This window comes from Anaerophaga thermohalophila str. Valhall, assembly GCF_000250735.1.
Lineage (GTDB): Bacteria > Bacteroidota > Bacteroidia > Bacteroidales > Marinilabiliaceae > Anaerophaga > Anaerophaga thermohalophila_A.
Window position 1 is genome coordinate 1 of the sequence record NZ_AHZV01000250.1, and the last position, 14102, is coordinate 14102.

Genomic DNA, 14102 nt, shown 5'->3' on the forward strand with positions numbered 1-14102 from the left:
TAATCATTTTCATTGTACCTTTTGCTGAAAAAGACAACCACCTGAAAATTTGTGTAAGCGGTGCCGCCCCGGCCAATTTGACCAGGTTGAGCACCAATACAACTGTGGCAATCCAACTTTCGCTTGTATCAGGGAGTCTTGCTTTTATCCGGTTCATCCCGTATGCAGTTTTGGCTTGACCAAACTTCCCTTCTATTGGATTTCTTTCCCCCGGTCTTACGTGTTCTGTTTTCACTGCCCGGGGTCTTCCAAGTGGCTTGGCCCTTAGTTTGATACCCAGCTCTTTTAGTCGTTTCCGGTTTACACGGTTACAATATATTTTATCAGCCATAACCTGTTCTGGATAGAAGCCAAATCTGGATTTATACTTTTCAACCGAATCCATCAATTTGGTTCCTTCGTTGTATGCTTCCCAGCTAAATTCATCCAAGAATGCATAACCATTCATCATGCTTACTTGTATTTTGGCTCCAAATTCCACATTGGCATTGGTCTTTCCTCTTACTATTGGTCGTACATGTGGTTGATGAATGCTGACAATACGATGTTCAATGCTATGGGAACGTTCTACATGCATTGTTTTTTGCTGATCATACAATGTTTGAATCACAAGAAAATATTTGTACTCCCCCCGAGTGAAAGGAATGCACGAATATTGATCCAAGAGATGATGAATGTAGGTAATATTACGTCCAAGATACCCCAGTTGTCGCCGTATGGCCTGTCGAAGTTCTTTTTTACTTTTTCGTTTCTTCTGGGCTACCTGAAGGTATTGTTTGCGTGCTTTCTGGCGATAAGTTCTGGGCTTCTTTCCATGGAGTGTAAAATCATGAAGAATGTCGATCAATTCCTGAGATTTTTCTCTGGCATCATTAAGAAGGTTCAGGTCAGTGGGATAAGCAATATCCTGAGGACAAGCTGTTGCATCCATTAAAAGGTCGCCTTTATGAGTTGGTGCCGGCTTTTGATCATTATCAGATTTTCCCTTTGATAAAGAATCTTCTTGCGATGAAGAGTCCTTGCCAACTGCATCATCCTCTTTGGGTGAGTCGTGATTCTGCGTTGCATTTGAAAGGCCAAGTATTGACTCATTGATGGCATTGATTTGCTCTACACCTAAACGTTTTCTGATCCCAACAAATAGAGAAGGGTCAAACGGTTCTTCATCACAAAAGCCACTGTAACCAATAAAGTACTGCATATACATGTTTTCCTGTATCTGCTGAATGGTTTCTCTGTCACTCAAATCACAAATGTGTTTGATGATCAATGCTCCTAACGCTACTCGTGGATTGATTCCACCAGCACCTGTTCGATCGTTACCCATTTGTCTTCTATAAACGGAGGCCAAAGGATCCCAGGGAATTTTATGGGCCAAAACAACCCAACGATTATCTCTGCGAAGTGAACGACTAAATGGAGTCTCAAATCCAGTCAACGACAATTGATTTGTACTCACATAAGCTTGCTTAGATGCACGGTATTTTTGAGCTTTTGCCATATTTCTTTGCACTTTATTACCCAAATATCGCCATAATTTATTAATTTTTAGACCATATAGAGTTATTCAGCAGGCCCTACTTATCTATTAAAACCTCCTGGCTGATAAAACATTGTTATTTTTTCTATATATAATTTACAATCCTACAAACAGCAGGTCTCTATGCTAAACCAACTATTATACGAAAAAAACAACTACCTCATCCTCCTGTTTTGGGTATTAGTCGGGGCCTTTGCCGGCCCTTTGGTGTATGTTGTAGTCCCGCTTCACATGCTCATATTACGAAAGAAGGGTGCCTGGCTGTGGTTGTTGTTAGGGTTTTGGTTAATACTTACTTTCAGTGACAGTCGCAGACCTGTTTTCAGCTTTGCAGAAGATTTGAAACCTCTCATGATGCTGGTGATGGGGTATCTGTTTCTGGTCATGCCCAAAGAAAAGGAAGATCCGCTTAGGTTTGTTAAACCTTATATTCCCTTTTTTATTGTGGCATTTGCTTCGCTTATTGGCAGTCCGGTTGCTTTTGAAGGGTTTCAGAAAACCGTTTCGTATGTTCTTTTACTAACGGTAATTCCCCCGCTTGTTAATCTGTTACTCACCTATGAGCGGGAACGATTCTTATATCATCTTGTCATGGTAGGTGTACTGATTCTGGCAAGTGGCATAGCTTTGCGTGTTTTTTATCCCGACTTTGTTATTTTTAAGGGCGAACGTTACTCAGGGCTTCTTGGAAATCCCAATGGCATGGGGATATACGGTTTTGTTTTCACTGCTCTTTTCACTTTTATCATTCATTTCCACAAACATCTTTTTACCAGGAATCAGTCCATCTTTATTTATGCACTAATTTTTGCATCCTTAATTATGAGCGGTTCCCGCGGGGGCATTTTCTCTACAGCCATATTCATTACAGCATGGTTCTTATTGCGCAGGGATGTCATTACAGGTTTCATCATCATGTCTGCCATTTTCATTTCTTATCAATATGTGATGGCTAATTTTGAAGAAATCGTTATTTCCCTGGGGCTGGCCGACTATTTTCGGCTGGAGACACTTGAAACCGGATCAGGACGAGTAATCGTTGCAGAAGTTGCCTGGAGACATATCAAAGAAAATTATTGGTTCAGCCACGGATTTTCATTCAACGAACATATATTGGCTCAATATCGCGACTATTTTGAACAACACGGACACCAGGGTAATGTCCACAACAGCTGGCTTACAATGTGGCTCGATACCGGTCTGACCGGACTTATCCTTTTTATATTTGGCTGGTTGGTGAACTTTATTCGTGCTTCGCGTTTCACACCAATGGTGTGGGCTGTATTCTTCGGCATTTTGTTGTCCTGTACCGTTGAGTCATGGCTCGTGGCCACACTCAATCCATTTACTATTGTACTCGTTATTATTTTGAGCATGTTGGGGAATCCTGAGTTTTATGGGCAAGCTGAGGATTTAGGTCAGTAGGTCAGTAGGTCAATAGGTCAATAGGTTAAGGTTAAGGTTAAGGTTAAGGTTAAGGTTGAGGTTGAGGTTGAGGTTGAGGTTGAGGTTAAGAATTCACCACAGAGGCAAGTAGGCGAATAGGCGAGTAGGCAAGTAGGTTAACAGGTTGATAGAAGCCGCAGGGCGGCGACAGAACGGTAGAATAATATTATGGCACAGGAACTCCCTGAACCGCGGAGCGGTGGCAGAGCAGGTCAAAAGATTGAGGTTGAGGTTAAGGCTAAGGTTGAGAATTCACCACATAAGAACACATAAGATCACATAAGATAGGGTTGCATCTCAAATAACAGAGATTAACCAAATTTGAATGAGTATTTCTAATAAGTCTCCCTTTGGGGGGATTTAGGGGACTTCAAATTAAAAGTACCTATAGACCAGTGGGTTAGCGACAAGAGATAAAAACGAATATTTCAAATTTTAAACTAAGAGCTACGAGTCAAGAACTAAGAAGCTAATATTTATGCTTACGGCGCCTTCCATTAAAATATTTGCATTATCCCACAAAACACTATATTTTTAGCTGGTAGTTACCGTATAATTGTTAAAAAATTATGACTGACTGGAAATTGCATATTGAATCAGATCCTAAGAAATTATATGGAAAACCGGTAATCAAAAATACTCGTATATCGGTAGACCTTATATTGGAAAAGTTGGCCAATGGCGATACTTATGAAGAACTCATCCAGGCATATCCATCCATTGATAAAGAAGATATCCTGGCCTGTCTTCTATTTGCTGCAGATGCCATAAAAAACGAAATAATTCTTAACAAAGCATCCTGAATATGGTTATTGTTGCGGACGAAAGCGTTGACTTTAGTCTGGTAAATTCTCTCAGAAAAGCAGGCTATGATGTCACAGCAATAATTGAAACGAGTCCGGGAATTAATGACCAACAAGTACTAAGCATTGCCAATAAAGTTAATGCATTGCTTATTACAGAAGACAAAGATTTTGGAGAATTAACTTTTCGCCTAAGGTTAAACCATTGCGGGGTTTTGCTTATCAGGCTCTCTGATTTACCACGTTTACTTTTCGTAAATGAGTAATTTTCGGACGAGGGAAACACAGTAAATGGCACTTTATGGACAGACACTAATAAGTCCCCCCTGGGGGAGATTTAGGGGGCCCCACCACCCCATCCTTTTCTCTCCGTCTTATATTTTAGCTTTGCTATTGCAAAATCAACTCGATGTACTTAATTTTGTACAACAAAACGTACAAAAACAAACAAGACCATGCTTACAACAACAATTTCCGATTTCAGAAAAGATATAAAAAAATATCTTGACTCCGTGACTTCAAACTTTGAAACTCTGATTATTAACAGAGGAAAAGACACCGGGGTGGTTGTGATGTCGTTGGATGAGTATAATTCATTGTGCGCCACACACCATGAGTTGTCATCAAAAACAAACGAAAAAAGACTCGATTCTGCTATTGAAAAATTAAATCACAACAATTTTTTTAGCAAAGACTTAATTGAAGAATGAGGTATATCTTTGTAGACGAGTCATGGGAAGACTACCTGTTTTGGCAAAAAACAGACCGGAAAATGCTCAGGCGGATTAATCTGTTGCTCAGAGAGATTTCAAGAACCCCGTTTTCAGGAACAGGAAAACCTGAACCCCTAAAATATAAGTATAAAGGTTTTTGGTCCAGACGGATAAATGATGAACACCGATTAATTTATAAAGTGAAAGATAACGACATCTTAATTGCCAAATGCAGGTATCATTACGACTAACTGACAAATGAATATCCTCTTCCTCTACACCGAACTTGCCTCCTACTTTCTGGCAGGCGTTAAAGAATTGACAAAAAAAGGGCATACAATCCATATTGTTCGATGGCCTGTGAATAAAGAAGCCCCGTTTCAGTTTAGTTTTCCTGACGGCGTAACCATTTACGAGCGCAATGATTACAACCATGCAGAATTGGTAGAACTTGCCAAAAACATTCAGCCCGATATTATTATATCCAGTGGCTGGGTGGATAAAGGTTACCTTAAAGTTTGCAGATATTTCAAAGGCAAAGTTCCCACCGTTATGAGCATGGACAATCAATGGCTGGGGACAGCCAGACAACAACTCATGCGACTGGCAGCACCGTTTATCCTCCAACGCTCATACTCACACGCATGGGTACCGGGAACACCTCAAAAGAAATATGCAATAAAACTGGGTTTTAAAGCAGAAAACATTGAGGAAGGTTTCTATTCTGCCGATGTAAAATTATTCTCCTCATCGGCAGCAGACAGAATCAATGCCGATCCCTATCCGCGAAAACTGGTTTATGTAGGCCGGTACGTGCACCAAAAAGGGCTCGACCTCCTCTTCCCTGCTTTTATGGAACTTCAGGAAGAATCGCCCAATGAATGGGAATTGTGGTGTGCCGGCACCGGGGAATTATTCGACCAGCGCCCAACGCATCCCAAAATCAAACATCTCGGTTTTTTGCAACCCGAAGAACTGAAACACACCTTAAAGGGAGCAGGTGTATTTGTCTTACCCAGCCGCTTTGAACCCTGGGGAGTGGTAGTGCATGAAATGGCAGCCGCCGGCTTCCCGATGTTATGTTCCAACGCCATTGGCGGCACCACCCGCTTCCTGGAAGAAGGCAAAAACGGCTTTTTGTTTGAAAATGCAAACAAAGAAAGTCTGAAAGAAGCCCTGAAAAGAATCATGAGCCTGAGTGACACAGAACTCAGAGCCATGGCCGGACACAGCCACCAACTGGGCGTTAGTTATAATCCGGAAATGTGGGCGGAAAAGGTGATTCGGGAAATAGGCCGCTAAAGCAGGTTCGACCTGCTTTAGCGGTCTATTTCCCGAATCCACTCTTCCAGCACCACCAGCGGCCACACCCTCGAAAACGTAACCGAAGCATCCCCTTTCAGGAAGCGGCTCCAGATATCCAATACTCCCTTTTCATTAAACATCTCACGTTGAGCAATAGAGCGAATGCGCTCATCCGCATAACTGTGCATCTCCCCTTTCAGCCAGTCGCGCCAGGGGAAAACAACCCCATCTTGGGACGGTTAACAATGTAATCGGGCAAAAGATCAGGCATGCTATCTACCAGCAACTTTTTTGGCGTAACCGGCCGCTTGATATTATCAGGTAACGATAACACATACTCCACCAGCTCATGATCCAGGAACGGTACACGTACCTCCAGAGCATGAGCCATGCTCATCTGGTCACTATCGCGGAGCAATACATTCTGCATATAAGTAGTTAGCTCTGCCACCGACACCCGCGACAACACATTTCCATCCTTTTGAAATTGCTGTTTTTTAAGCCATTCCACAGGATTATGTACAGGCAGGTCATTCCGGTTCAGCATTCCGGCAAGTTGTGGATCCATCAAAGCCTGTCGTGAAATGGAAAAGGCTTCTTCGAAGCTGTAATCTTCCATTTCCAGAAGTCGCTTCACTTTTAACGAAGCCACTCCCGGCTTTAGAGATGCAAGACTCCTGCCAGCCAGTTGCCGCAAAAACAGGGGCAACTGCCATAACCATTTCCTTCTTTCCAATGCCATCATACGGTTAAATATGGCATACCCGCCAAAAACCTCATCTCCTCCCAGTCCTGAGAGTGCCATGGTAATACCGGCCTGTCTGGTCATCTTAGAAACCACCCAGGTATTAGGGCCATCGCCACTGGGATGATCCATTGCCGATAAAGCATCCGGCAGCAAGTGTAAAAAATCATCCGGTTTCAGATGTATTTCATGATGATTGGTTCGGTGCATTTTTGCAACAAACCCGGCGTAAGGCGCTTCGGAAAATTCATCTTCCGAAAAGGCAATATTAAACGTATCAATCTGGCTGTTTGAAACTTTGGCCATAGCTCCCACAACAGCACTTGAATCAATTCCTCCGGAAAGAAAAGCCCCGAAAGGCACATCAGCAACCAGCCGTCGTTCCACAGATTCAAAAAAGAGATTTCGGACATTATTCTTTACCTCATCATAGCTCCCCGGTCGTTTCTGCTCCATCTTCTGAAAAGGATGCCAGTAAAAATCAGTAGTTACTTCGTTAACATTCAGTTTGTAAGTAAGTATGGTTCCGGGCAACAGCATCCGAACTTCCTTTAATATGGTATCAGGTGTCTGTACCGTTTGATACCTCAAAAAATCAACTACCGAATCGTCATTCAACGCTTTTGATACATTCCCTGATGCTAAAAGCGCCCTGACTTCTGAAGAGAAAAACAAACCGTTGTCATTCAGGCTCCAGTAAAGCGGTTTTATACCCAGGCGATCTCTTACCAAAAACAAGGCCTGCTCTTTTTTATCCCATACCGCAAAAGCAAACATGCCGTTGAGCAGCTCCACACATTCAGGTCCCGTCTTTGTCCATGCAGCCAATACTACCTCGCTATCGGTGTGCGATTTATAAGGGTAATCAAACTTACTTCTCAGCTGTCTGAAATTATAGACCTCCCCGTTAAAAACCAGTATAAAACGTCCACAAGCCGAAACCATTGGCTGATGACCAGCCGTGGACAAATCAATAATAGACAAACGTTTGTGACCAAGAGCAGCATCTCCTTCCTGCCAAAAACCCTCATCATCTGGGCCTCTGTGGGCCAGCCTGGCATTCATGGATTTAACTCTGATTTCTTTATCTTCTATTGCATTTGAAATAATTCCGTTGATTCCACACATATTTCTTAGTATTGAACTGATGAACTACTCACCTAATCCCCTAAACTCTAATCCCCTACTCGCCTAATGACCTAAAATACAGCTCTTCAAGTCCGGCACTTGTCAAATACTACCCGGCAAGTCGCTTAGCTTCCTTGTCCTTATTTTTAGTTCTTCGAAAGTATATATTATATATCCGAATTCTAAAAATATTTTCTATTTTTACCCTAATCTTTATCAAAAACATTAAGTTTGTAACCCCAAAATGGAAGCAAATTCCTTAAAAAACAAAGCATTATTAAACATCAATGCCGGAGATTTGTTATTAGAAAACACGCTTTATGCCCCTTGCATTCATTGTTATTATTACGGATGTTTTCAGGAATTAAAAGCCATTTTGTATGATTTTTTTGAATTTACAACCGAAGAGCTTAACATTCACAAACATGAAATTCACAGTTATTCAATAAATTATATCCATACCGAATTAAGCAAAAAAACAACACTCCAAATCTCAAGAAAATACAAACGAGAGATTAAGCAATTGAAAGAATTGCGTCAGGAATCAGATTACGATCCTGTAGATATTAATTACGACAAAGCCACTAGAGCTCAGTATTTGGCAAAAGAAATAAGAACGGAACTAACAAGAATATTTTAATCGTCCATGACAGCAAGAAATTTCATAATTCAACAACTCAAAAACATCTCCTCTCTTTTCCCGGAGATGTCATTCAAATACGGGGTCAATCCATCAACCGGAACCCACCTCATTCAAGTCAGACCTCTGGATGCGTACACAAGCAACGAAGCATATTTGAAAGCTGAAGATGAGTTTGAACACTCTTTTGAAAACAATTATAAAAATGAAGAAATTTTATTTGTATCCATAGACTCAACCTTTGATATAGCACAACCAGAGTTTGAGATTATCGGTACCAGAATAACCAATACAGTGGATGATTCGTGGTTAGAATCATTTTTCGATACCAACATTAATGATAGTATTGACCCTACCACTAATTATGCATTAGCAGCCTGAAATTATGAACAACTCAAGTTTTCAATTTAAAGGATACAAAATAATTGATTCTCACATCAAGCAAAATCATGACAACATTGCGCATGAATTGAAATTATCTTTTATACCAAAAGGTGAAATAGATAAAACCCAATCCATATTTTTGCTTACTCTGGAAACAACAATAAAAGATGAAAACAATGCCTTCTCTGCTTATATAAAGGCCAAAGCAACTTTTTCATTTGATAAAGATGCCGATCCTGATCACATTGACAACTTTTTTTACATCAATGCGCCTGCAATCCTTTTTCCCTATATCAGGGCCTACATATCTACGCTAACAACTTTAAGTGGCGTAAAACCTGTTACACTTCCTACCTTAAATTTAAGTTCACTGGGTAAAGATTTGAAGGACAATACAACCACCATTGATTAGCTGACGAACTGATGATTATTGAGTTGATGAGTTATTTATCTTCAGCCCATCAGCCAAAAACCTCCTCATATCGTTCCTCCAGCCCTGCTTCCGCAAAATACTTTTCTGCAAGCTTCCTCGCTTTCTCTCCCTTATTTTTAAGCGCTTCGGATGAAGTGTTTAATAGCTCCTCCAGTGCCCTCTCAAAATCACCCTTCTCATTTAAATCAAAAACCCACCCGGCTCCCTTCTCTTCCAGATGCCGCCAGGGCGTTTTATCACTGATCATAACCGGCAATCCGGCCGCCAGAGCTTCAAAAATAGAATGCCCGAAATTCTCTCCGAACGTCGGCAGCACAAAACAATGATAATTAGAAAGAATCCTGGCAACTAAAGGTGGTTCCACTGCCCCTTTATAGTTGACTGTCACATTTGCTGGCATTTTATCTATTATTTGCCTGCATTCCAACCAGTAATCCTCATCCTTTAGCGGGCCGTAAATGTCATAAACTATCGGTCGTTTTCCATTGTAATCTCTCAGTACATTTAGCAATGCCAAATGATTTTTCATCCTGACGACCAAAGCAACAGTAACCAACCGTAACTCTTCACTTATAAAATCAACAAGATTACCTTCCTGTATTATGGCGGGAACATTTCCGGCAACTGATATGGAAGCCTTCTTTCCCACATTCTTCTGAATATCCTGTTTTTCCTGTTCATCCGTTGCATGCCAGGCAACATTACCAACCTTCATAAAAGGCTTCATCACCATCAGGAAATATTTCTTTTTTGCAGCCTTCAGAGCCAAAGCTCCCTTTTGAAACATGCCTCGCGGAGCAATAATCACCTTCCGCCCCGTTTTTGAATGCAAGGCATTAAAAATTAGCGGATAAACCGTTGCAAAAAGGGAAAACAGCCCGTTAATATAAACAATATCCGGCCTCACTTCCTGTATCAATCGGGAAACAACTGAATAACCTGTATTCTCATTGGAAGCATAAAACACCTTAGTCTTACCCTCAAAATCACTCCATTTATCACTCTCAACTTCCAACGATGTGCCATCTAAATCCACATCCCGGGTCAACACATAAAACGCATAACGTTCACTCAGCAAACGGACCATGTTGGTAAGCGATTGTATGGGGCCTCCGGCTTTAAAAGCAGGTGTAAAATAATCGTATATAATCAATATTCGTTTCTTTTTCTTACTCATAGCAGAGCAAAGATAGTGGATAGTGGGTAGTTTTTTGACAGTAGTCAGCAGAAAGTTTGCATCTTTACAAAATGGAATACTGAAAGTTTTTGCGAAAACAATGACTTCTAAAAGGGCTTAGGCTGAGGATTAGGCTAAGGCTAAGGTTGAGGTTGAGGTTGAGGCTGAGGTTGAGAATGCACCACATAAGGCACAGAAGAACACAGATTTATCAATGACCAGTTATCAATTATCAATTATCAATTATCAATTATCAATGAACCAATTGACCAATTGACGAATTCTTGCAAGACATGCGGCAGAGCCGAGCGAACCAGCAACCAGCAACCGGCCACAAACAACCAGCAACCAGTAACCAGCAACGAGTAGCCAGCAACCGGCAACAAAACAGGTTGAGGATAAGGTTAAGGTTGAGAGACTAAGAATCCACCACAGATATCACAGATTTTTCAATGAACAATTATCAATTATCAATTACCAATTATCAATGAACCAATTGACCAATTGACGAATTCTTGCAAGACATGCGGCAGAGCCGAGCGAACCAGCAACCAGCAACCGGCCACAAACAACCAGCAACCAGTAACCAGCAACGAGTAGCCAGCAACCGGCAACAAAACAGGTTGAGGATAAGGTTAAGGCTTAGGTTGAGGTTAAAAAACTCAACTCTTTTTGCGTTTTGCTTCCGACAGAAGCATTTTTTTGTTATTTTTGCTCAAACGGGTAGCAATAATGGAAAAATTACTGGTAAAATCAAGAAAGAAAATTCAAGCCGTAAGCGATGAGTTTCATCGTTACCTGTTCAAGCAGCTCGATACCAATAATCAACTTATTTCTGTTTTGGGGGCGCGGGGTGTTGGCAAAACCACCATACTGCTTCAATTGGCTAAACACTCCGATAAAGAAGTCCTGTATGTAGCTTTAGATGATTTATTCTTCACTGAGAACAGCCTCTATACCCTGGCTGAAAATTTTTTCCAAACAGGCGGTGAATTACTCTTATTGGACGAAGTGCACAAATACCCCAACTGGTCGAGGGAATTAAAACTGATATACGATGATTTTCCCGATCTGAAAGTCATTTTTACCTCATCGTCAGTATTAGACATTTACAAGGGAGAGTCAGATTTAAGCAGGCGGGCTCTCAATTATCACTTAAAAGAACTATCATTCAGGGAGTATCTGGAACTTTACCATCAAATTAAACTACCATTGATTTCTTTAGACGACATCATTAATAGCCACATCTCATTAAGTGACAATTTATCCAAACAATTTAAACCTTTAAAATATCTGAATGCCTATTACGAATCAGGGGCTTATCCTTATTTTAAGGATGATAAATACGAATATTATCAGCAATTAAATAACATCATCAATTTAATATTAGACATTGATTTACAAAGCATCGAAAACATTGAATATTCAAATATTGCAAAGTTCAAACGCCTGCTATACGTATTAGCCACAAATGTTCCTTATACCCCTAATATTAGTAAGCTGGCTGATAAAATATCCATCAATCGTAATGCGCTGGTTCAGGCCTTGCATCTTCTTCATAAAGCTGAACTATTGCACATCATTTACAAACAAAATAAGAGCATTAGTACCTTAACCAAACCCGATAAAATTTGGTTACATAATACCAATCTGGCTTATGCCATATCCGATGACTCACCGGATATTGGTAACTTGCGTGAAACATTCTTCATACAACATATTAGTGTCGGCCATAAAGTAAGCTTACCTCCCAGGGGAGACTTTTACGTTAACAATAAGTACACCTTTGAAATAGGTGGTAAAAACAAAACACAGCATCAAATAAAGAATCTTGATCACGCTTTTATTGTGAAAGATAATATCGAAAGCGGCACCCTAAGTACCATTCCGCTGTGGCTCTTCGGATTGTTATACTAAAGGCTGAAGCTGAGGTTGAGGCTGAGGCTGAGGCTGAGGCTGAGGTTAAGGCTGAGGTTGAGGTCAAGCAAAAAATATTCATATTGAAAAATCTGCGCTCGCTCGGCTCTGCCGCTTTGCTTACAAAGAATCTGTGCAATCTGTGGTGCAATAAGTTGCGAAATTCCAAACAATCTACTAATTTTACTTACACGTAAACGAACACAAAAACCACAAATAAGTTTTATTCATAAATAAAACTCACACAATGATAAAAGTTAAAGATTACATACCACGCCCAAAGTATTTTAAACAAGTAGAACCATTCATTGGCAATAGTTTAATAAAAATATTTACAGGACAACGACGGGTCGGGAAAAGCTATATCCTTTATCAGGTAATGGATGAAATTCAAAAAAGAGATAAAACTGCAAAACTTATATACATTAACAAAGAAGATTATGAATTTGATGATATAAACAATTACAAAGACCTGATTAACTATGTAAATCGAAACCTCGATAAAAAAAAGAACAACTGTCTTTTTATTGATGAAATTCAGGACATTGAAGAATTTGAGAAAGCATTGCGACATTTTCAAAATAATGACAATTTCGACATATATTGTACCGGCAGCAATTCAAAGCTTTTATCGGGCGAACTTTCTACTTTTCTTGCCGGCCGTTTTATCCAAATCCGGATATTTGCATTGAGCTATCCTGAGTTTCTTTCATTTCACCAGGTTGAAGACAGCAACGACAGTTTATTAAGCTATATTAAATACGGTGGTTTACCACACCTGATCAATTTAAAAAAACAGGAAGAGGTTTATTATGAATATCTGAATAATGTCTTCAATTCAATTGTACTGCGCGACATTGTTATGCGTTACAATATCAGGAATGTAAATTTTTTGCAAGACTTGATACACTTTATTGCAGAAAACACCGGCAGCCTGGTATCCGCAAAACGAATTAGCGATTATCTGAAATCACAAAATATCAACCTTTCAACAAGAATGGTTCTGGAATATCTCTCCCATTTACAGTCGGTTTTCTTTATTGACCGGGTGAAGAGAACTGATGTCATCGGAAAAAAAATATTCGAAATCGGTGAAAAATATTATTTCGAAGACACAGGTCTCAGACATGCTTTAATACCTTACAATCAAAAAGATATTGGAAAAATATTGGAAAACCTTATCTACCACCATCTGAAATACAAAGGTTTCAAGGTATATGTAGGAAAAATTGAAGATTTGGAAATAGACTTTGTGGCAGCAAAACAAAATGAAAAAATATATATCCAGGCAGCCTACTTAATTCCCGACGAAAAAACGCACAAACGAGAATTTGGGAATCTTCTGAAAATCAAGGATAATTACACCAAAATGGTAATCTCTATGGATGAAATGGCTTCGGGAAATTTCAAAGGGATTGAACACTGGCACATCCGTAAATTTTTAACCCGATTTTAAACTGCAGCCAAACATTCAGTAATAAGGTTGAGATTGAGGTTGAGGTTGAGGATAAGGTTGAGAATTCACCACAAATATCACAGATGAACACAGATTATTTCAATGAACAATGATCAATTATCAATTACCAATTATCAATTACCAATTATCAATGAACCAATGAACCAATTGACCAATTAACCAATTGACCAATTCTTACAAGACAAGCGGCAGAGCCGAGCGAACCAGCAACAAGCAACAAGCAACAAGCAACCAGTAACCAGCAACCAGCAACCGGCAACAAAACAGGCTGAGGATAAGGTTAAGGTTGAGAGACTAAGAATTCACCACAGTTATCACAGATTTTTCAATTACCAATTACCAATTAGGGTTTGCTGAATAACACTTAAATAATTAATAATAAATTATTTACACC

15 protein-coding genes are annotated in these 14102 nt (G+C 40.0%); 11 read left to right on the forward strand and 4 right to left on the reverse strand.

Annotation, left to right across the window (positions count from 1 at the left end):
* The coding region (locus OQ5_RS0113330) for an IS5 family transposase (protein ID WP_044107872.1) at positions 1-1501 on the reverse strand (1501 nt) is incomplete at its 3' end.
* Between the two features lie 162 nt (positions 1502-1663).
* Here OQ5_RS0113330 and OQ5_RS0113335 point away from each other — a divergent pair.
* From OQ5_RS0113335 to OQ5_RS0113365, 6 genes are all read left to right on the forward strand, one after another.
* Complete coding sequence (locus OQ5_RS0113335) at positions 1664-2965, forward strand: O-antigen ligase family protein (RefSeq protein ID WP_016777967.1); 1302 nt, start codon at positions 1664-1666, stop codon at positions 2963-2965.
* A gap of 590 nt (positions 2966-3555) precedes the next feature.
* Positions 3556-3789 (forward strand): DUF433 domain-containing protein, encoded by a 234-nt coding sequence (locus OQ5_RS0113345; protein WP_016777969.1) that lies wholly within the window; start codon positions 3556-3558, stop codon positions 3787-3789.
* A gap of 2 nt (positions 3790-3791) precedes the next feature.
* On the forward strand, positions 3792-4055 hold the full coding sequence (locus OQ5_RS21105; protein ID WP_016777970.1) for a DUF5615 family PIN-like protein: 264 nt from the start codon (positions 3792-3794) through the stop codon (positions 4053-4055).
* A gap of 189 nt (positions 4056-4244) precedes the next feature.
* The gene (locus OQ5_RS0113355; RefSeq protein ID WP_016777971.1) at positions 4245-4499 is read left to right on the forward strand and encodes a type II toxin-antitoxin system Phd/YefM family antitoxin; all 255 of its coding nucleotides are present in this window, start codon (positions 4245-4247) and stop codon (positions 4497-4499) included.
* On the forward strand, positions 4496-4753 hold the full coding sequence (locus OQ5_RS0113360) for a Txe/YoeB family addiction module toxin (protein WP_016777972.1): 258 nt from the start codon (positions 4496-4498) through the stop codon (positions 4751-4753). The genes OQ5_RS0113355 and OQ5_RS0113360 overlap by 4 nt, the downstream gene beginning before the upstream one ends.
* 7 nt (positions 4754-4760) lie before the next feature.
* A complete protein-coding gene (locus OQ5_RS0113365; protein ID WP_016777973.1) occupies positions 4761-5804 on the forward strand; it encodes a glycosyltransferase family 4 protein in 1044 nt (347 codons plus the stop codon).
* A gap of 17 nt (positions 5805-5821) precedes the next feature.
* Here OQ5_RS0113365 and OQ5_RS24735 read toward each other — a convergent pair whose 3' ends face one another.
* Positions 5822-5995 carry a hypothetical protein gene (locus tag OQ5_RS24735; protein ID WP_255297534.1) on the reverse strand — a complete coding sequence of 58 codons (174 nt, stop codon included), beginning with the start codon at positions 5993-5995 and terminating at the stop codon, positions 5822-5824.
* An 8-nt stretch (positions 5996-6003) separates the two neighbouring features.
* Positions 6004-7680 carry an asparagine synthase (glutamine-hydrolyzing) gene (gene asnB, locus OQ5_RS21110; protein WP_255297535.1) on the reverse strand — a complete coding sequence of 559 codons (1677 nt, stop codon included), beginning with the start codon at positions 7678-7680 and terminating at the stop codon, positions 6004-6006.
* A 244-nt stretch (positions 7681-7924) separates the two neighbouring features.
* Here asnB and OQ5_RS0113375 point away from each other — a divergent pair, with 244 nt between their 5' ends.
* Genes OQ5_RS0113375 through OQ5_RS0113385 form a run of 3 tightly spaced genes read left to right on the forward strand, consistent with a single transcriptional unit; the run spans position 7925 to position 9116 of the window.
* Positions 7925-8320 carry a HEPN domain-containing protein gene (locus tag OQ5_RS0113375; protein ID WP_016777974.1) on the forward strand — a complete coding sequence of 132 codons (396 nt, stop codon included), beginning with the start codon at positions 7925-7927 and terminating at the stop codon, positions 8318-8320.
* A 6-nt stretch (positions 8321-8326) separates the two neighbouring features.
* Positions 8327-8701, forward strand: a complete 375-nt coding sequence (locus OQ5_RS0113380; RefSeq protein ID WP_016777975.1) for a hypothetical protein — start codon at positions 8327-8329, stop codon at positions 8699-8701.
* Positions 8702-8705: 4 nt separating this feature from the next.
* Positions 8706-9116, forward strand: coding sequence for a protein-export chaperone SecB (locus OQ5_RS0113385; RefSeq protein ID WP_016777976.1), 411 nt, complete (start codon positions 8706-8708; stop codon positions 9114-9116).
* A 49-nt stretch (positions 9117-9165) separates the two neighbouring features.
* Here OQ5_RS0113385 and OQ5_RS0113390 read toward each other — a convergent pair whose 3' ends face one another.
* Positions 9166-10314, reverse strand: a complete 1149-nt coding sequence (locus OQ5_RS0113390) for a glycosyltransferase (RefSeq protein WP_016777977.1) — start codon at positions 10312-10314, stop codon at positions 9166-9168.
* Between the two features lie 732 nt (positions 10315-11046).
* Between OQ5_RS0113390 and OQ5_RS0113395 the strand changes: the two genes are divergently transcribed.
* Together OQ5_RS0113395 and OQ5_RS0113405 are read left to right on the forward strand one after the other, a co-directional pair.
* Positions 11047-12231 carry an ATP-binding protein gene (locus OQ5_RS0113395; RefSeq protein ID WP_026055296.1) on the forward strand — a complete coding sequence of 395 codons (1185 nt, stop codon included), beginning with the start codon at positions 11047-11049 and terminating at the stop codon, positions 12229-12231.
* Between the two features lie 247 nt (positions 12232-12478).
* The gene (locus tag OQ5_RS0113405) at positions 12479-13687 is read left to right on the forward strand and encodes an ATP-binding protein (RefSeq protein WP_016777980.1); all 1209 of its coding nucleotides are present in this window, start codon (positions 12479-12481) and stop codon (positions 13685-13687) included.
* Positions 13688-14102: the final 415 nt, after the last annotated feature.